The organism is Sphingobium sp. FW306-1B-F04DB (assembly GCF_058781925.1).
The window spans coordinates 70690-88655 of sequence record NZ_JBYSXE010000006.1; the positions used below are offsets into that span (position 1 = coordinate 70690).

15 protein-coding genes are annotated in these 17966 nt (G+C 64.1%); 2 read left to right on the forward strand and 13 right to left on the reverse strand.

All coding sequences use genetic code 11. The features are described 5' to 3' along the window. Positions 1-8: 8 nt before the first annotated feature. The 12 genes from AC3WJD_RS05320 to AC3WJD_RS05375 all read right to left on the reverse strand — a co-directional run bounded on the left by AC3WJD_RS05320 (position 9) and on the right by AC3WJD_RS05375 (position 10661). Positions 9-935 carry a bifunctional helix-turn-helix transcriptional regulator/GNAT family N-acetyltransferase gene (locus tag AC3WJD_RS05320; RefSeq protein ID WP_492745196.1) on the reverse strand — a complete coding sequence of 309 codons (927 nt, stop codon included), beginning with the start codon at positions 933-935 and terminating at the stop codon, positions 9-11. 47 nt (positions 936-982) lie between these two features. Beyond that, on the reverse strand, positions 983-1495 hold the full coding sequence (locus tag AC3WJD_RS05325) for an EF-hand domain-containing protein (RefSeq protein WP_492745198.1): 513 nt from the start codon (positions 1493-1495) through the stop codon (positions 983-985). Then, positions 1492-2532: a tRNA preQ1(34) S-adenosylmethionine ribosyltransferase-isomerase QueA gene (gene queA, locus AC3WJD_RS05330; RefSeq protein WP_492745200.1), complete on the reverse strand. Its 1041-nt coding sequence runs from the start codon at positions 2530-2532 to the stop codon at positions 1492-1494. Before queA ends, AC3WJD_RS05325 begins: the two co-directional genes overlap by 4 nt. Before the next feature lies 1 nt (position 2533). Continuing rightward, positions 2534-3313, reverse strand: a complete 780-nt coding sequence (locus tag AC3WJD_RS05335) for a peptidylprolyl isomerase (protein WP_492745202.1) — start codon at positions 3311-3313, stop codon at positions 2534-2536. 74 nt (positions 3314-3387) lie between these two features. Continuing rightward, the gene (coaD, locus tag AC3WJD_RS05340; RefSeq protein WP_492745204.1) at positions 3388-3894 is read right to left on the reverse strand and encodes a pantetheine-phosphate adenylyltransferase; all 507 of its coding nucleotides are present in this window, start codon (positions 3892-3894) and stop codon (positions 3388-3390) included. Further along, positions 3894-4793, reverse strand: coding sequence for a polyprenyl synthetase family protein (locus AC3WJD_RS05345; RefSeq protein WP_492745272.1), 900 nt, complete (start codon positions 4791-4793; stop codon positions 3894-3896). The genes coaD and AC3WJD_RS05345 overlap by 1 nt, the downstream gene beginning before the upstream one ends. Positions 4794-4800: 7 nt before the next feature. Further along, a complete protein-coding gene (locus AC3WJD_RS05350; protein WP_492745206.1) occupies positions 4801-5049 on the reverse strand; it encodes an exodeoxyribonuclease VII small subunit in 249 nt (82 codons plus the stop codon). Positions 5050-5136: 87 nt separating this feature from the next. Further along, the gene (locus tag AC3WJD_RS05355) at positions 5137-6822 is read right to left on the reverse strand and encodes a long-chain-fatty-acid--CoA ligase (RefSeq protein ID WP_492745208.1); all 1686 of its coding nucleotides are present in this window, start codon (positions 6820-6822) and stop codon (positions 5137-5139) included. A 31-nt stretch (positions 6823-6853) separates the two neighbouring features. Next, a complete protein-coding gene (locus AC3WJD_RS05360) occupies positions 6854-7981 on the reverse strand; it encodes an MBL fold metallo-hydrolase (protein ID WP_492745210.1) in 1128 nt (375 codons plus the stop codon). Further along, a complete protein-coding gene (locus tag AC3WJD_RS05365) occupies positions 7978-8664 on the reverse strand; it encodes a DUF1013 domain-containing protein (protein WP_492745212.1) in 687 nt (228 codons plus the stop codon). The genes AC3WJD_RS05360 and AC3WJD_RS05365 overlap by 4 nt, the downstream gene beginning before the upstream one ends. A 108-nt stretch (positions 8665-8772) precedes the next feature. Beyond that, entirely contained in the window at positions 8773-9798 is a 1026-nt protein-coding gene (locus AC3WJD_RS05370; protein ID WP_492745214.1) for a glycosyltransferase family 4 protein, read from the reverse strand. After that, positions 9795-10661, reverse strand: coding sequence for a UDP-2,3-diacylglucosamine diphosphatase (locus AC3WJD_RS05375; protein ID WP_492745216.1), 867 nt, complete (start codon positions 10659-10661; stop codon positions 9795-9797). The genes AC3WJD_RS05370 and AC3WJD_RS05375 overlap by 4 nt, the downstream gene beginning before the upstream one ends. 156 nt (positions 10662-10817) lie before the next feature. On the opposite strand from AC3WJD_RS05375, the gene AC3WJD_RS05380 reads away from it, so the two are divergent. Continuing rightward, positions 10818-11225: an Xre family toxin-antitoxin system antitoxin gene (locus AC3WJD_RS05380; RefSeq protein WP_492745218.1), complete on the forward strand. Its 408-nt coding sequence runs from the start codon at positions 10818-10820 to the stop codon at positions 11223-11225. Positions 11226-11240: 15 nt separating this feature from the next. Next, a complete protein-coding gene (locus AC3WJD_RS05385) occupies positions 11241-11675 on the forward strand; it encodes an RES family NAD+ phosphorylase (RefSeq protein ID WP_492745220.1) in 435 nt (144 codons plus the stop codon). Positions 11676-11851: 176 nt separating this feature from the next. On the opposite strand, the gene AC3WJD_RS05390 is transcribed toward AC3WJD_RS05385, so the two are convergent. Beyond that, positions 11852-17941, reverse strand: coding sequence for an autotransporter domain-containing protein (locus AC3WJD_RS05390; protein ID WP_492745222.1), 6090 nt, complete (start codon positions 17939-17941; stop codon positions 11852-11854). Positions 17942-17966 lie beyond the last annotated feature (25 nt).

Below are 17966 nucleotides of genomic sequence, written 5' to 3' on the forward strand. Positions count from 1 at the left end.
TAGCCGCGTCATCCCGTCAACGCCAACTCCCAGGTCTCGCCCTGTTCGGGCTCGCCAAAGGCGTCGTGCATGTCAACCGAGACGATTTCGAAGCCTGCCGCCGCGTAGATGCGCCGCGCGCTCAAGAGGACGCTGTGCGTCCACAGCCAGATCTTGGCGTAGCCGGCGTCGCGCGCGAAATCGACGCAGTTGCGGACCAGTGCCTCCCCGATCCCGAGACCGCGCGCATCGGGCTCGACATAGAGCAGCCGAAGCTGCGCGGCATTGTCGCCCGAATCGCAGCAGAAGATCGATCCGAGCATGCGGCCCGCGCGCTCGGCAACCCAGCACTGCTCGCGCCCCGGCTTGAAATCGCGCAGGAAACTGGTGGTGATCTCGCCCTGAAGCACCTCCATCGGGCGCCCCCAGCCGTGGTGCTCGGCATAGAGTGCCGACTGGCGGCCCGCGATCATTCCCATGTCGCCGGGCCCAAAGGTGCGCAGTGTCCAGTCGCGCGCATTGACGTCGCCAAAAAGCGCGCGCGCGGTGTCGAGCGCCGAGACCAGCGTCGCCCGTCCCGCAGGGCCCAGCGGTTCGAGCTGGCGTTCGGTCGCGCCGCGCGTGCGGTCATCAAGCGCCGCGAACATAGCTTTGCCCGCCTCGGTCACGAAGATCGGCCGCTTGCGCGCATCGGTCCCGCGGCCACGCGCGATCCAGCCCTTCGCCTCGAACCGCCGGAGGATGCGGCTCGCATAACCCGCGTCGAGGCCAAGCGCTTCCTGCAGCCCTGAGGCCAGTGGGACCTCGCGACTGAGAATCTCGTAGAACAACCGCGCTTCGACCAGGGTGAGCTCGCTGCCCATATAATGCGGCTCCAGCACGCCTGCAAAGCGCGTGTGGAAGCGGTTGAAGGCGCGGACGGCGGTGACAGCGTCATTCATTGCAGGGTCGGTCATGCGACCGCCCTGCGCTCATTACTTGACGATGTCAACTATATTGGCAGCTAGTTGCGCTGCTTCTCCGGCGGCGGCTGCTTGGGGGGCGTGCGGCGCTGCTGTGGCTGGAAGCGCGGACTGGTCAGCGTGATCAGTTCGGAGCGGATGATCGCGCCGTCCTTGTCCCTGTCGAGCTCTGCAAAGCGCCGCTCGAACTCTGTCTTGTATTCGGCGGAGGAAATGCGGTCGTCACCGTCACGGTCAAAGTCATACTGCCCCGGGATCGCGCCCGCATTACCAAGCCAGGTCTGCGCCCAGCCGGTGAGCTCGAGCAATGAGATCTGCCCGTCGCCATTAACGTCGCCATGCTTGAAAGACCGCTCGAGTCCCGCGTCGAACTCGGCGCGCGTGACACGGGCGTCGCCGTCGCGGTCGAAGCCGGCAACCATCACCGCCACGGGAGTCGCCGATATGGTGGGCGCGCTCAGCAAGGCCGGATCGATCTTGGGAGGCTTGCGTGCCTCGCCGACGCCCGCACAGAGGATCAGCGCGCTCAGGCCGATGGCGGTCTTTCTGATCACTCGGCATTCCTTTCGGGAATTAACAGGCTGGCGTCGCCATAGGAGTAGAAGCGATACTCGTTTGCGATAGCGTGTGCATAGGCCGCCTGCATCCGCTCGCGCCCCATCAGTGCGGAAACGAGCATGAACAGCGTCGAGCGCGGCAGATGGAAATTGGTCATCAGCCCGTCGATGGCCCGAAAGCGATAGCCCGGGGTGATGAAGATCGCGGTATCGCCCTCGAAGGGTCGGATCACCCTGTCGTCGCCGGCCGCGCTTTCGAGCAGCCGGAGCGAGGTCGTCCCGACGGCGATCAGTCGCCCTCCCCCGGCACGCACGGCATTGAGCCGGTCAGCGGTGGCTGCATCGATCCGCCCCCATTCGGCGTGCATCCTGTGCGCCTCGGTATCGCCGACCTTGACCGGCAGGAAGGTGCCGGCGCCGACATGCAGCGTCAGCGTCGCGCTCTCGATCCCCGCCCAGCCGAGCGCCTCGATCAGTCGCGGTGTGAAATGCAGCGCTGCGGTGGGCGCCGCGACTGCCCCCGCCTCGCGCGCGAACATCGTCTGGTAATCCTCGCGGTCCTGCGCGTCGGTGGGCCGCTTGCCCGCGATATAGGGTGGCAGCGGCATCGTGCCCGCGCGCTCGAGCAGGACCTCGACCGGCTCGTCGCCCGCAAAGTCGAGTGCGAAGCTGCCGTCCTGGCTGCGATCGGCGGCGGTGGCGAAGACGCCCGCACCGAAGTCGATCTCGTCGCCCTCGCGCAGCCGCTTTGCGTTGCGGATGAAGGCGCGCCAGCGCCTCAGTCCCTCGCGCTTGTGGAGCGTTGCGCCGATCCGCGCCTGGCCGCGGACGCCTTCGAGCTGGGCGGGGATGACGCGCGTGTCGTTGAAGACAAGCAAGTCGCCCGCGCGCAGCTGCCCAGGCAGGTCGCTGACGTGAAGGTCGGCCGTCCCGGCACCGTGGAGCACGAGCATCCGCGCACTGTCGCGCGGGCTTGCGGGCCGAAGCGCGATACGCTCCGGCGGCAACTCGAAGTCGAACAGATCGACGCGCATCTTATTGCGGCGGCGTGGCCGGCTCCTCGGGCGTCGTCGGCTCGGCGGGCGGCGGCGCAGTCTCGGGCGCAGGCGGCGCGGCCTCGGGCGCGCCGGGCGCCGTCGGCGCGGGCATGACGGGCGTTGTCGGCGCAGGCGCGGGCGTGACGGGCGCTGTCGGCGCAGGCGCCGGGGCCGTCGTCGGCACGCCTTCGCAGCCGCCGGCCAGCGTGGCCTTCAGGATCTTGCTGGGATTGGCGGGCGGCTCGCCTTTCTCGATTGCGTCGACATATTGCATGCCCGAGATGACACGGCCGTACACCGTGTAGCGCCGGTCGAGCGTGGTGCGCGGCATCAGCATGATGAAGAACTGGCTGTTGGCAGTGTCCGGCTCGTTTGTGCGCGCGGCCGACAATGTGCCGCGCAGATGCGGCAGCAGGTTGAACTCCGCCTTCAGGTCGGGAAAGTCGGATCCGCCTTGCCCGGTGCCCGTGGGGTCGCCCGTCTGCGCCATGAAGCCGTCGATCACGCGGTGGAAGGTGATGCCGTCGTAAAATCCGCGGCAGACCAGCGTCTTCATGCGCTGGACATGGTTGGGCGCCACATCGGGGCGCAGCTGGACAACGACGCGCCCGCCCGTCGACAGATCGAGATTGAGCAGATTCTGCTGGTCGGTGGCCGGAGCGGGGGCAGGCGCGGGTATGGGCAGGGTTGTAGGCGACGGCCGTTGGTCCTGTGCGATCGCTGCCTGGCCTGCGATCAGCCCGGCCAGCGTGGCCGCCACGAAGAATGTCGATTTCATGCTGTTCTTTCCAATCCCCAGAACCAATTGCTCACCGCCGCAATAGCGCGGCGGGCTGAAAGCTCGCTGAACGCTCAGTCGCCCTTCGGGCCAAGTTGTGCAACACGTGCCTTCACTTCCGCCTCTACGGCCGCCGTCACGAAACGCGAGATATTGCCGCCAAACAGCGCGATTTCCTTGACCAGCCGCGACGCAATGGGCTGCAGCGAAACATCCGCCATCAGGAAGACCGTCTCGATCCGGTCGTTCAGTTGCTGGTTCATCCCAGCCATCTGATACTCATATTCGAAGTCGGCCACGGCGCGCAGACCGCGCACGATCATCGATGCGCCCTCGCGCTCGGCAAAATCCATCAGCAGCAAATTGAACGAGACCACGTGGATGTCGCCGCCGATCGACGCGACTTCGCGGCGAACCATGTCCATCCGTTCCTCGAGCGAGAACATCGGCGTCTTGGAGGGGTTGGTGGTCACGCCGATCACAAGCCGGTCGACGAGCTTGGCACCACGGCGGATGATGTCCATGTGCCCGAGCGTGATCGGGTCGAACGTCCCCGGGTAAACGCCTACACGTTCGCTCATCAACGATCCCTTTCAACGACATAGCGCGCGACCGCGCGCAGTATATCGGCTTCATGACCAAAACCGTGCAGATGGTGGATTGCCTGCTCCACGAGCAGGTTCGCCTGCGCGCGTGCCCGTTCCACGCCGAGCAGCGAGAGGAAGGTCGCCTTGCCCGCCGCGATGTCCTTGTTGAGGGTCTTGCCGGCAAGGTCGGCATTGCCTTCGACGTCGAGAATGTCGTCGGCGATCTGGAACGCCAGCCCAATATCGCGCGCATAACCGCGCAGCCCCGTGCGCCCCTCAGGCGGGATGCGACCCAGGATCGCGCCGGCCTCGACCGCGACGCCGATGAGCGCGCCAGTCTTGAGCTGCTGGAGGCGCGTGACCGTCGGCAGGTCGAAGCTCTGATGTTCGGCGGCCAAGTCCATCATCTGGCCACCGGCCATGCCATTGGGGCCGCTTGCGCGCGCGAGTTCGAACACCAGCTCGGCGCAGACGAAGGGGTCGAGGCTGGTTGACTCATCGGCGAGAATCTCGAAGGCGAGCGCGTGGAGTGCATCACCCGCCAGCACCGCGGTCGCCTCATCAAAGGCCTTGTGCACCGTCGGCTTGCCGCGGCGCATGTCGTCATCGTCCATCGCGGGCAGATCGTCATGGACCAGCGAATAGACATGAATACACTCGACCGCGGTTGCCGCGCGCAGCGCGCGCTCCCGGTCGACATTGAACATCTCGGCAGTCGCCACCGTCAGCAGCGGGCGCATCCGCTTGCCTCCGCCGATCGCTGCATGGCGCATCGCCTGGAAAAGCTGACGGCGCGGATCTTCGGGGACCCGCAACAGCAGATCGAACTGTCGGTCCATATCGACGGCGATCTGCTCCAGCACCCGTGCCAGATCGATCGGCGCGCGCGTCATGATGCTGTCAGCCGGCATCGAAAGGCTGGGTTCCCGCGGGACGGCCGTCCTGGCCCAAACTAATCTTCTCGATCCGCGCCTGCGCTTCGGCAAGGCGCGCCTCGCAGCGCGCGCGCAGTCTGTCGCCCTCGGCATAGAGGGTGATCGACTCGTCAAGTGACGCTTCCCCGCTTTCGAGGCGCGAAACGATAGCCTCGAGCCGCTTCAGCGCGTCCTCGAACGACAGTTCAGCAATGGCATCCGGTTCCTGTCCCATGGTTTTCGCTTGTGGCGACGGCTCAGGCGGGGGTCAAGCGTCACAAATCACGAACTTGGCGGCAAATCGCGAATGCAGACGCGAAGTTCAGGCCGACGCCGCGCGCGCCTTTTCCTCGGCCACCAGTTCCTTGCGGCTCAGCTTGCCGACCAGCGTCTTGGGCAGGTTCTTGCGGATCTCCACTGCCACCACGCGCTCGTGCTTGCCCAACTGCGGATTGAGCCATGTCTTGAGCGCCTCACCGTCGATCTTGGCACCATCGGCCAGCGTGACGAAAGCCTTGGGCATCTCGCCATGATAGGCATCGGGCACGCCGATCACGAGCGCCTCCCTCACCGCCGGATTGGCGTAGAGAATGGCCTCGATCTGGCTCGGAAAAACCTTGAAACCACCGACCGCGATCATGTCCTTCAGCCGATCGACGATGCGGATATAGCCGTCCTCATCGATCTCGGCGACATCGCCCGTACGCAGGAAGCCGTCGACGAACACTTCGGCATCGGCGTCGGGGCGGTTCCAGTAGCCCTTCATCACCTGCGGCCCCGAAAAGACGAGTTCGCCCGGCTGTCCCTGCGGCGGCGGCTGCGTCGGATCCTCCTTGTCGACCAGCTTTACAAGCGTGCCAGGGATCGGCTGGCCGATCGTGCCGGGCTTGTTGAGCGCGTCATAGGGATTGGTCGAAACAACCCCCGAACTCTCGGTAAGGCCATAACCCTCGACGACCCTGGCGCCGGTGCGCCCTTCGAACTTATGTTTCACCTCGGCCGGCAACGGCGCACCGCCCGAGATGCAGACCCGGAGCGAGGAAAAATCGGTGCGGTCGATATGGGGATGGTCGAGCAGCGCCTGATACATGGTCGGCACGCCAGGCAGTGCTGTCGCCTTGACGCGCTCGACCAGCGCCAGCGTCTGTGCCGCGTCGAAGCGGGGCAGCATCGCGATCAGGCCGCCGCGATGGACCGTGCGGTTGAGCACGCATGTATTGGCGAAGACATGGAAAAAGGGCAGTACGCCGACGATGCGATCGGGGGCGTTCGGATCGGGATCGAGCAGATCGACCTGCCGTGCATTGGCGCTGAGATTCTGGTGCGTCAGCATCGCACCCTTGGGCGTTCCGGTGGTGCCGCCTGTATATTGGATCAGCGCAACGTCGTTGACCGGATCGATCGGGGCGCAGGCGCACTTGCCGTCATTGGCGATGAGCTGCGAAAAGCCGATGACGCGCGGGTCACTGCGCGGGGCCTCGGCGACCTCGCTGCGTCTGAAAAGCCGGTAGAGAATCGACTTGCCGAGCGGCAGCACGCCCGCAATCGAGCCAAGGATGACATGCTCGAGCGCACTTTGCTCCATCACCTTGAGCGCGGTCGGCAGCAACGCCTTGGCGGACAAGGTGAACAGCACGCGCGTTCCCGAATCCGCTACCTGATGCGCGAGCTCCTCGACGGTATAGAGCGGCGAAAAATTGACCACGGTCGCGCCCATCTTGAGCGCCCCATAATAGGCGGCTAGATAATGCGGCACGTTGGGAAGGAACAGGCCGACCCGGTCGCCCTTGCCGATACCCATCGCCTTGAGGCCGCAAGCGACCCGGTTCACGCCGCCCTGCGTCTCGGCGTAGCTGTAGCGCCGGCCCATGAAGTCGATCAGATCGGACGATCCGTGCGCTGCCGCGCTTTCCTCGAACATTTGGGGCAGCGATTGCGGCGGAAAGCTCTGATCCCAGCTGGTGGGGTGATTGTAATGCGTTTTCCAGATGGGGTCGGGTGTACTCATTGACAGGAGTGTAGGCACGCCATGAACCGGGTCAAGCCGCCCGATACCACCAGACGCCGTCATGCGTGTCGCGCACCGCACGGCCTGTGACCTCCAGATGCCGCAGATGCGCGAGCGCCTCGCCCGTCGCGAGGCCGAGGATGCCGCTGTCGATCTTGCGCCGGAAGAGCCGCGTAAAACAGTCCACCGCGCGCCGTGGCTCGGCGAGAAACTCCGCAAGCTCGTCGAGCCGCGTGTGATGCTCGCTGCGCAGCGCCTTGAGGCGCGCATGAAGCCCGCGAAAGGGCTCGCCATGCGCGGGGAGCACGAGCAGATCGTCGGGCAGGGCGAGCAGTTTTTCGATCGAGGCCAGCCACTCGCCCAGCGGATCGGCTTCGGGTTCGGTGACGCCCAGAGAGACGTTGGAGCTGATCCTGGGCAGTACCTGATCGCCCGAGATGAGCACGCCCGCTGCCTCATTGAGCAGGCAGGCATGTTCGGGACTATGCCCCGACCCGGTGACCACGCGCCATTGGTCAGCGCCGAAATCGAGAACATCGCCATCACGCATCCGGCGATAGCTGAGCGGCAATGGCGCCATGATCTTGCGGATGCGCCCCCAGCCATCGACGGCGGCTTCGGCGATCTGCGCCTCGGACCAGCCAGCCGCACGGCGCATCGCATTGACCTCGTGGGGCACCGCGTCGCGCGCATCGGCATAAAGCATCTGGATCGTCAGCCATTCGCCGCGCGTCATCCAGATGCGCACGTCGAAACGCTCGGCGAGCCAGCCGGCCAGCCCGACATGATCGGGATGCAGATGCGTGCCGAGCACCCGCGTTACGCGCTCACCCGCTAGCTCACCCGCGAATACGGCGTCCCAGTTATCGCGCGAGACCTGGCTGCGGATGCCGGTGTCGACGATCGCGATGCCATCGGCATCGTCGAGCAGCCAGCAATTGATGTGGCCGAGCGATCCGGGCAGTGGCATCCGTATCCAGCGCACACCGCCGTCGAGCCGGTGGAGTTGGCCCGGCTCGGGCGCAAAACGCCCGAGCGGATAGGTCAGCCCCCCTTCGACGCCGCCTGCGGCGTCGCTCCGGACGGGCTTGTGGCTCGTTGCGACAAAACTCTCATCCTGCGTCAGCGACGCATCGGGCGAGGATCGCGTGCTGCTCACTTCTTGAAGAGGCTGTCCGCTGTATGCTCGATCGGCTGTGCGCCATGTTCCTCGGCATGGAGCGCGGCATCGGCCTCACGTGCAGCGGCGTCACGCTCGGCGCGCAGTTCCTCGATCAGCGCGGCACGATCGCCCTCGATCCGGCTGTCGGTCGGCGCCTCGAGGCCGGCCTTCTTGGCGGCCTTGGCCACCAGCACGTCGAGTTCGCGCTGCGAACACAAGCCCAGCGTCACGGGATCCTTGGGGACGATATTGGCGATGTTCCAGTGGCTGCGCTCCCGGATCGCCTGGATCGTGGTGCGCGTCGTGCCGATGAGCTTGCCGATCGCGCCATCCGAAATCTCGGGGTGGTTGCGGATGATCCAGGCGATGCCGTCGGGCTTGTCCTGGCGCTTGGACACGGGCGTGTAGCGCGGCCCCTTGGTACGGCGGATCTGGTCCGGGCCCTTGGACATGACGAGCCGGTAATTGGGGTTGCTCTGCCCCTTCTCGATCTCGTCCATCGTCAGTTCGTGCGCGCGGACGGGATCGCGGCCGGTGAGCTTGGTCGCAGCGGTGTCGTCGGCAATCGCCTGCACCTCGAGGATATGCAGCCCGCAAAACTCGGCGATCTGCTCAAAGCTGAGCGCGGTATTATCGACCAGCCAGGAGGCAGTCGCATGGGGCATGAGCGGCTGGGCCACGGTGAATTCTCCAGACAAAATAAGGGCCGCCCCTCACGGAGCGGCCGACATATTGCACCCGATCTAGACATCCGGCGCCGCAAGAGCAAGTTTCTCTTGAGTCCGCCGTCAGGCGGCCGCACGCAAATCCTCGTCCAAAGGGGCAAGCGCGTCAAGGAATTGCCGCGCGCTTTCCGCCCAGGTGAAGCTGCTGCCATAGGCCGCGCAGTCCGTACGCCGCAGCGTCAGTGCGCCGCGGATCGCGCGCGACAGGTCGGGGTCCATATTGCCCACATCAGGCGCAAGCACGTCGATGGGGCCCGTCACGGGATAGGCAGCGACGGGCGTTCCGCACGCCAGCGCCTCGATCATGACGAGACCAAAGGTATCGGTTCGACTGGGAAAGACGAAGACGTCGGCTCCGGCGTATGCGCCGGCAAGTTCCCTGCCCGAGAGGGAACCAAGAAAGACGGTATCGGGAAACCGTTCCGCCAGCTCGGCGCGCGCGGGACCGTCGCCCACGACCACCTTGGTGCCAGGCTCGTTGGTGGACAGGAATGCCTCAATATTCTTTTCCACTGCAACGCGCCCGACATATAGCTGGATGGGGCGCGCGAGCGCCGCATAGCTGGCGGGCGCGCCCTGATCGGGGTTGAAGCTGTCGAGATCGACGCCACGCCCCCAATGGTACACCTGGTGGATGCCATGCGCGACCAGGGCCGCGCGGATCGAGGGCGTCGATGCGAGCACCGCGCGCGCAGGACCGTGAAACCACTCGATATAACGCCACACCCATTCGGCGGGCATTCCGGTGCGCTTCTCGACATAATCGGGAAACTGCGTGTGATAGGCGGTGGTGAACGGGAAATTGCGACGCAGACACCAGCGCCGCGCAGCGATACAGAGCGGCCCCTCTGTCGCCAGATGGATCGCATCGGGCGCGAAATCTTCGATCATGGAGCCCACTGTCGCGGTGCGCGTCATCGCCAACCGAATCTCGGGATAGGTGGGGCATGGCAGCGAAAGGAACAGATCGGGCGAAATGACGCGGACCTGATGCCCCTGCCCCTCCAGCTCTGCGCGAACCGCCTTGAGCGTGCGCACGACGCCGTTGACCTGCGGCTCCCAGGCGTCACTGACGATGCAGATCTTCATGCCGCAATCCGCGCGATATCGGCCGCGTTGCGCGCGGCGACTTCGTCGGCCCAGTGGAGCACCTCCATCCGTCCGTCGAAATGTTCGACCAGCGCGGTGCAACCCTCCACCCAGTCGCCGTCGTTATAATATTCGATACCGGCGATATCGCGGATCTCGGCGGTGTGAATATGGCCGCAGACGACGCCATCGACACCGCGCGCACCCGCCTCATGCGCCACCACCTCCTCGAACTTGGAGATGAACTCGACGGCGTTCTTCACCTTGTGCTTGGCGTGCTTGGACAACGACCAATAGGGCAGGTTCAGTCGCGCGCGAACCTTGTTCACGACATAGTTGAGCCGCATCAGCGTTTCATAGGCAAAATCGCCCACATGTGCGAGCCAGCGATGCGCGAGCATGATGGTGTCGAACTCGTCGCCGTGGAGCACCAGCAGCCGCCTCCCGTCGACTGTCTTATGGATCGCCGTCCGCTTGATCTCGACGCCGCCGAACTGCAGCCCCGTGAACTGGCGAAACATCTCATCGTGGTTGCCGGGGATATATACGATCCGCGTGCCGCGCTTGGCGCGTTTCAGAATGCGCCACACGATGTCGTTATGCGCAGCGGGCCAGTAGAAACGCTTCTTCAGCCGCCAGCCGTCGATGATGTCGCCGACCAGATACATCGTCTCGCTGTCGGTGCTGTCGAGAAAGTCGATGAGCATGTCGGCATTGCAGCCGCGCGTGCCGAGATGGATATCGGAGATCCAGATCGTACGGAAGCGCCGCCGCTTGCTTTGGCAACGCTCCGGAAAATGCGGTTCCGCCCCGCCGAAATCGTGGATGTCGGCATTCATCGCGATATGGGTGATGGCATCCATGCAAAGTCCCCCGGACATTGACCTTGCCCGGGAGCTTTCGCGGATTCGTGTTACAGTTCGAATCCCCGGAGGATGACGCTTTAGTGACATCGGACGCAGCCGCGCCACGACGGGCGGCGGGTTGCGTTCGCAATTTGGCCTACCTATGTTGGCCATATGGCAACCGCATTTTCACTTGAACACTTCGTTAAAGCGCCGGCGCTCAAACAGGCGGAGGCCGTGGCGCGCGGCTTACCGGTCAAAGCCGTCCGCGATCTGGTCGCCGACCCCGCGATCAGCATCGCTGATGTGGCGCGCATCGTCGGCCCCCGCCGTACGCTGGACCGGAGGCTCAAACAGGACGAGCGGCTGACGCCCGAGGAAAGCGATCGATTTGCGCGCTTCGTGACCGTGCTGCAAACCGCCGCACAGATCTTCGGCGATCGCGCGCGGGCGATGGCATGGCTGGACGCGCCCAAACAGCGTTTCGACGGGGCCCGACCGATCGACCTGCTGAAGAGCGACGCAGGCACGCGGCTGGTCGAGGAAGTGCTGATACAGGCGCGCCACGGCTTTTCGGCCTGAGCCCGCTGCATAGCGATGATCGTCTGGCGCATTTCCGAGCATGCCGATCTCGACGGAATTGGCGGAATGATCATCGGTGGGCGTTGGCACAGCAAAAGGCACCCGATCGTTTATGCCGCCGATTCGAGCGCACTCGCAATGGTGGAAGTGCTCGTCCATCTGGAAGTCGATAGCATGCCCGCGCCGTTTCAGCTGATGCGCGTCGCGTTTGACGACGCCCTGACAGCGACCGAGTGGCCTGAAAGCCGACTGCCGCGCGACATCGCCGAGAGCAGAGCCTGGGGCGATGACTGGCTAAAGACTGCGGAAACGCCGATCGCCCGCGTTCCCTCCGTTATCGCCCCCGACGGCACCAACTGGCTGCTCAATCCTCTGCATCCCGCTTCGAGCAGCGCGCGAATCCTCGCGAAAAGCCGATGGCCTTGGGACAAACGGCTGTTCAAACGCTAGCTGTTCATGAGCGGCAAGGCGCGTCCATGCCCCGAGCCCCGAACCTGCGTCATCGCAGGGCGCCGCCGCAGCTGCCCAATTAGGTGTTTAGTCCCGACGAGTGGTGGTACGGACGACCATCATGCGTGGCGGACCGGCTCCTCGCCGAAACGAGGAGCTGGTGGGCCTAGACATCCCTAGAAGGCTGCGCGGAGCCCGATATTGACGTTGTGGCCGGCTCCTGCGTGGCCAAATTCGCCTTGGTACGCACCAAATGCGCTGATGCCCGGGCCGACATCGGCAGCGAGGCCGGCTCCAATGGTGGCCAAGGTTGCCGCGCGTCCGGCGCCAGGGGTCAAGAAATCGTCGGTCGCGCCTGTAAACGCCGCTTGCGCATTGGGGCTTCTGCCCGAAAGCTGGTAGCGTAAGCCGAGCGAGGCCCATGGCCGCACGACGCCATTGTTCTCCTGTATTGTCAGAGCCATGTCGAGGAAGTTTGCATCCCGCGTCCCCCGTGCGACGGAAAGCGCAAAGGGCCCGCCGTCACGTTCTATTGTACCGCCGCGCCGCGTGGAGATGTAGGTGTATCCTGCCTGCGGCGTCAGCGCCCAGCCGGGCGCGACCGAGAAGACGTAGCTGGCCGACAGGTCAGCGATCCAGCTGCGCAGGTCGTAGTTCGCCTTCGCGGGGCGCTGGCCGGGCAGAGCACGGCTCGTCTCGGCCGAGCCGTCGTCATAGCCGATCAGAATGTTGGCTGAAAAGGCGCCTCCCGCGTAGCGGCCCGCGAGCCCCGCGAAAACTCCGTCAGCGCTGGTAGAGGCGCCTAGGCGCCATATGTCCTGATCGCTGTCGAGATGACCGATGAAGCCGCCGATCGAAATCGGTCCGGCCACATAGCCAATGCCGCCCAACAGGCCGTAGCTGCTCACATTAGCTTGCGAGACGCCGGTCGCAACATGGCCTTCCAACTCGCGTCTGTTGCCCAGCCCCTGGCCGAAGCCGAACCACCCGCTGCCCTCGCGAGGCGCGACGAAACCGAGGCGTCCGGCCTTTGCGAGCGTCAGACCATGTTCTATCCCGATCTGGGTGGCCGACGCATAGGCCTCTGCGTTCAGCAGTGCGAACGCCGCGCCATTGGTCGAACCCGATTGTGTCAGCAGCGACGGCAGCGCGTGCAACAACTCCGGTGACGCCTGTCCGGCCACAAGCACCGCGTTGACATAATCGATCGTGGCGGTCGTCTGCGGCTGGAATCCGGTGTTGATGAATTGACCCAGCAGCTGGATGCGATCGCTGGTTTGCCGGATGAAGCCGAAGGTGGAGGATTGCGTGATGTTCGAGAAGGTTCCCGTGATTCCGCCATCGGCGATGACGAGATCCAGCGTTGTTCCGGGTATAAGCGGACGATCACCGGTGAGCGCCAGCGTCGCGCCACCACTGATCACGAGAGCGCCCGAAATCAGCAGTTGGTCGCTGATGCCCGACGTGAGCTCGAAGAGGCTAGTCGATCCTGATGCGAGCGAAACATTTCCGTTTACGCGCATCGTGCCCGGCGAAGCGCCCGGCGACAGCGTGCCGGATACGACGAGGTCGCCTACGACGGTCCCCGCACTGCCAAAAGTCGCGCCGAGAGCCACGGCAATCTGCGGCGCCGAGATTATTGATCCGGCGTAACCGGTCACTCGCCCGCCGTTGATGATCAACCGCTCGAACGACAGGGGACCATCAACGGCAACCGTCCCGGCGACCATCTCGAGCGTTTCGAAGCCGAGATAGCGCGCGGGATCAAACAGAGTCGGCGCCTGGCCCGTACCTACAAAGCGCAAGCTCAGCGTATCCAGACCATGGCTACCATCGACGACTCCGGCGATCGCGTCGGCGACAGCCGAATAACGGTCATTACCCCCGCCAAGGTCGATGCCGCCCCCGACCGAGCCGTTGTTGACGAAACTGTCATCGCCGCCGCCCATTTCGACGGCTCCTGCTATGGTGCCGTCATTGACGACCGTCTCATTGCCGTCGCCGCCGCGCAGCGTCGTTTCACCGCGCGTCGCCAACTCGCTCCCGGATGCCACCCTGAAGCTGCCGTCGGTCAGTCCGATTGTATCGAACGGCAGATTCTCGATCGTGGACAAGACACCCGTGCCGGTGAGTGCGTAGCTCTGAAAGTTGATGAATTGCGCGAAGTCGGGCGCACCGCCGGCGCCGCCCAGTTCGAACACAAGCTGGTTGGCGCCGTAACCGCCATCGACAATTCCGCTCACCGTCGCGTTGGAGCGTAGCAGGAAGCGATCGTCGCCTCCGCCCAGAGCGACGCTGCCGTCGATTGAACCCCCGTTATCGACGGATACCGAAGTGGGAGTGTAAAAACCGCCGTCCTCGGGCCTTGCATATGCGTAGAGTGCGACGTTGCCGACGATCGATCCGGTGTTGATGAACGTCACGGCAAGCGGGCCCGCTTCTCCCTCAGCCCCGGTTCCGCGGCTATAGACCTGGACCGCTGTACCCTTGTTCGCCGTTATCAACCCCGAGTTGTTGATCCGGATACTCGCGGGCCCCTCGTCGGACTGGTTGGACAAGTCCAGGGCAACCCCGAAATCTCGGTCGACCAAGATCGTACCCGTATTTGTGAAATCGAGTACGGATCGCCGCGCTTCGACGTCAATTCCGCCATCGATGCTGCCGGCGTTGCTCAGCGTCGAACTGAACGTCGCAGGGCTGTCATAGGCATCGAAGATGGACACCGCGTCGTTGGAATAGGGAGATCCCGTGCCCCCGCCGCCTCGAATGGTGCTGGTGTTGGTGAAGTTGAAATTCTGTTGCACGTCTGGCGTCAGAGCGACAGCCGAAATACCCGATTGGGCGACACCGATCGAGCCGGAATTGGAGAAGCTGCGCACGGCGCCGGTCACTTGATTCACGTTGCTGGCTTCATTGATGAAAGCCAATGCGCCCACATCCTGCGCACGAAATGATCCGTTCAGCGTGATCGTGCCGCTATTATTGCCGGCAACGAAATTGGCCTTGTTCACGATCGTCCCGTTACCCGCCAGAGCGATACCCCGCGACGTTCCTTCGGCAGGGCTCGTCAACGTGACGGTCGTGCCCGAGCCAATGGCCTCGACCGCTTCGCCCTCGAACGAATCAGGAAGCGCTGCTCCGATCGCCACCGAACCGCTTGTCCGGAAACTCCGTCCATAGGTATCGAAGCCGAGGCCGGCGTCGATCACACCGACAACGCCCGTCTCGGCCCCATCGACCAGGAATATATCGTCACCGCTGCCGAACCGGACGTCGCCTTCGACCTTGCCGCCCGCCGCGATGTAGACGTTGTCGCCGCTCGAATAATAACCACCCATTGGATCGGAACCGAGCAGCACGTTACCCTTTATCAAGCCGGCATTCTCAACAATCGTTCGGCCACCCGTCGAGGTAATCGCCGCCATATTGTTGCCGCCTGCGATGACTCCGGTTTTCGCATTGATGATCTGCACCGATCCGTATCCGCTCTGTCGGATCGCCTCGGCACCACGGCTTTCGATCGTGCCACTGTTGGAGATGGTCCTGTGAGCGCTCGAAAAGATGTCCAGCACGACGTTGCCGCCCGTCGAGATGCTGCCGCTGTTGGTCAGGCTCTGGACATTGGTGAAGCCGACGATCGGCGTGCCGCCTTCGACCTGGCGGATAGACCCGGTGTTGACGACGGTTTTGGCGTCGGCAACTGCGGTGACTCCGTCGACCAGGATCGTGCCGTTGTTGGTCACCGACTTGCCACCCGAGATCGCGGGCGCCGCGCCATATGGGGAGCCGCTTCTGACGACCTTCACGGTCCCTTCATTGACGAAGCTGTCCAGCTCGCTGATCCGAACGGCCGAAGCGAATGCGCTGCTCGTGGTTTGCCTGACGTTGATCGTGCCGCGGCTGGTGATGGTGACGCCGGTCGGCGCGGTCGCTTCCACTCCGGGAGGCGCATAGGTCACGCCGGTTGTCATTATCGCCGCGTTGTCGGTCCGTGAAAAATCGGCAGTCAGGTCCACCGATCCGCTGCCACCGAATGAGACTGACCGGTCGAGGGGCGAGGCGGCGGTCAACGTCAGCTTGGCCCCCTTGTCCAGTTCATAGCCTATCGCATCGAATATCCCGGGCAGCGCCAGCGTGGCATTCCTGTCTTCGGAGACGCGATAGATGATCGTCTCGAACCCGCCTCCCGTCACCTTCCCGGTGACGCCGGCAAACTCGCCCGAGCCGTCATTGACGATATCCGTCACGAAGACGTCGTTGCCACTTCCGAGATGAAGGTCGCCGTTCACTACGCCGCCAGCCAGCGCAACGAACACGTTGCCGGAGCCATAGGACGAGGGGTAGCTGCCAAAGCTCACGGGGCCATTGATTACACCTGCGTTGTAGATGCGCGCTCCCTGCGCCGCACCCGCGAAGAGCGGCGAAGGTGCAACGCCGGCCACACCGCCGGTGATCACGCCGCCCTGCTGATTCACGACGATGCCAGCGATACCAATTTCGACACCATTGGTGGCCGACGAGATCGTGCCGCTGTTGAGGAGTGTTGAATAGTGGATGCGTGCGCCGGCAAGCGCACCATCGATCGTTCCCGTGTTGCTGGACGGTGCGTGGAGAGCACCGGTTAGATCGAGAGCGATCCCCTGCGTGGAACGCAGTGTGCCCGTGTTAGCGAGGGTAAGCGGGGTGAACACCGCCGTTCCGTCCGCCACGATTGTCCCGCTATTGCTCCAGCTGCTGCCGTAAGTGACGCGGACGCCGTTGCCGCCCGTAGCGGTGATCGTTCCGCTGTTGGTGAAGCTGGATTCCCGGGACAGATTGACCGCATAGTCCGAGGGTGCCGTGAGCGAAGCCGAAATCGTCCCTTCATTGATCACCGTCAGACCGCCGACTGCCTCGGCATCGCTGACCAGCGCTTGCCCGGTGGTGGTCAGCCGCCCCTTGTTGATCAGCCTGTTGCTGGGATTGAAGAGGCCAACGTCGCCGCCGCCTATTGCAAGCGTGTGGGACGAGGTGAAGCTTTCGCCAAGCGTCAGGGTCGAGCTGTTCGCGACGCGAATTTCGAAGCGCTCGAACGACGCCGGCAACTCCAGCGCGCCGGAAAGCGTCGTGTCTTTGCTGAAGACATAGCGGAGCGAGTCGATGCCGCCTCCCGCGTCGACGGAGCCAGCGATCGTGCCAAACGGCCTCTCGCTGCCGAACTCGGCGATGAACACGTCATTTCCGGCACCGAGCAGCACATCGCCCTCGATCCTCCCGCCGACATTGTCGATGATGCTGCGGGGGTATGGCGTGCCCGCGGTGCTGCGAATGTCGCCGATGATCGTTCCGCGATTGACGAGAATGATCGCGCCCTGCGAGCCGATTGCCGCTTCGCCGCCTTGTATGGTGCCGTAGTTCTTGAGACTGACATAAGAGGGCGCAGAAATGGCGACCGCGTCACTGCGGATCGTTCCGCTCGCTCCGTTCGTCAGGTAGAGTATCGAGGCGCCGCTTATCGCCGAGCCCGATCCGGTGTTCTCGATCAGGCCCGCATTGTGAATATAGTCTCCAGGATTGAAGTTCCGATTCAGGGAGATCGTTGATGAGGTTCCACTGGAACGGATGGTCCCGCGATTTATGACGGTGCCCTGTCCATAGTAGAGGAGCGATCCGCTGGCGTCGCTATAGGCGCTGAGGCTTCCGCCGTCGATGAGACCCTCGTTCGTCAGCTGTCCGACCTGCGCCTTGATCGCACCGATGACGCCGGTGGAGCCGTTGAAGATTGATTCGAACCGGCCGCTGCCGGACATGTCGCCTCGCAAGGCGAACCCGCTCGATCCGGTGATGGCTCCGTGATTCGTCAAGGTGACATCGGCGCGACTGTTCCATGTCAGCGGATTCGCTGCGACGTCGATGCCGATGTCGCCGGAAATCACACCGCCCTGCTCGACGACAATGGTTGGCCGCGTAACGAGGCTGTAGCCGTTATAGGGACCGGGCGCGGCCGATGAGACGAAAATGCCGCTATGGCTGCCGCCCATTACCGAGCCTTGCACGGTAATTGTCGACGAGTAGCCGAACTGGCCGGGCGCCGCAGGCGCGGACCTGACGATGATGCTTCCCGTATCGGGGCCCGAGACCACCGCTCCTGGAGTGATGAGAACCTGCGACTTGTCGGTCTCGACGAGAAGTCCCCTGGTTTCGGTTCCGGTGCACGTAGTCGTGGCATTTGCCTGCGATGGATTGACGTCGCATGCGGCGAAGGCCGCCTGCGACAAAGCAAACAAGGCCGTTGAGCTGCACGTCGCCAAC

What these genes read in the sequence shown, in the direction of transcription:
- AC3WJD_RS05320 (WP_492745196.1), bottom strand. Translation starts at nt 935, where the DNA reads ATGACCGACCCTGCAATGAATGACGCTGTCACCGCCGTCCGCGCCTTC.
- queA (WP_492745200.1), bottom strand. Translation starts at nt 2,532, where the DNA reads ATGCGCGTCGATCTGTTCGACTTCGAGTTGCCGCCGGAGCGTATCGCG.
- AC3WJD_RS05335 (WP_492745202.1), bottom strand. Translation starts at nt 3,313, where the DNA reads ATGAAATCGACATTCTTCGTGGCGGCCACGCTGGCCGGGCTGATCGCA.
- coaD (WP_492745204.1), bottom strand. Translation starts at nt 3,894, where the DNA reads ATGAGCGAACGTGTAGGCGTTTACCCGGGGACGTTCGACCCGATCACG.
- AC3WJD_RS05345 (WP_492745272.1), bottom strand. Translation starts at nt 4,793, where the DNA reads ATGACGCGCGCGCCGATCGATCTGGCACGGGTGCTGGAGCAGATCGCC.
- AC3WJD_RS05350 (WP_492745206.1), bottom strand. Translation starts at nt 5,049, where the DNA reads ATGGGACAGGAACCGGATGCCATTGCTGAACTGTCGTTCGAGGACGCG.
- AC3WJD_RS05355 (WP_492745208.1), bottom strand. Translation starts at nt 6,822, where the DNA reads ATGAGTACACCCGACCCCATCTGGAAAACGCATTACAATCACCCCACC.
- AC3WJD_RS05370 (WP_492745214.1), bottom strand. Translation starts at nt 9,798, where the DNA reads ATGAAGATCTGCATCGTCAGTGACGCCTGGGAGCCGCAGGTCAACGGC.
- AC3WJD_RS05375 (WP_492745216.1), bottom strand. Translation starts at nt 10,661, where the DNA reads ATGGATGCCATCACCCATATCGCGATGAATGCCGACATCCACGATTTC.
- AC3WJD_RS05380 (WP_492745218.1), top strand. Translation starts at nt 10,818, where the DNA reads ATGGCAACCGCATTTTCACTTGAACACTTCGTTAAAGCGCCGGCGCTC.
- AC3WJD_RS05385 (WP_492745220.1), top strand. Translation starts at nt 11,241, where the DNA reads ATGATCGTCTGGCGCATTTCCGAGCATGCCGATCTCGACGGAATTGGC.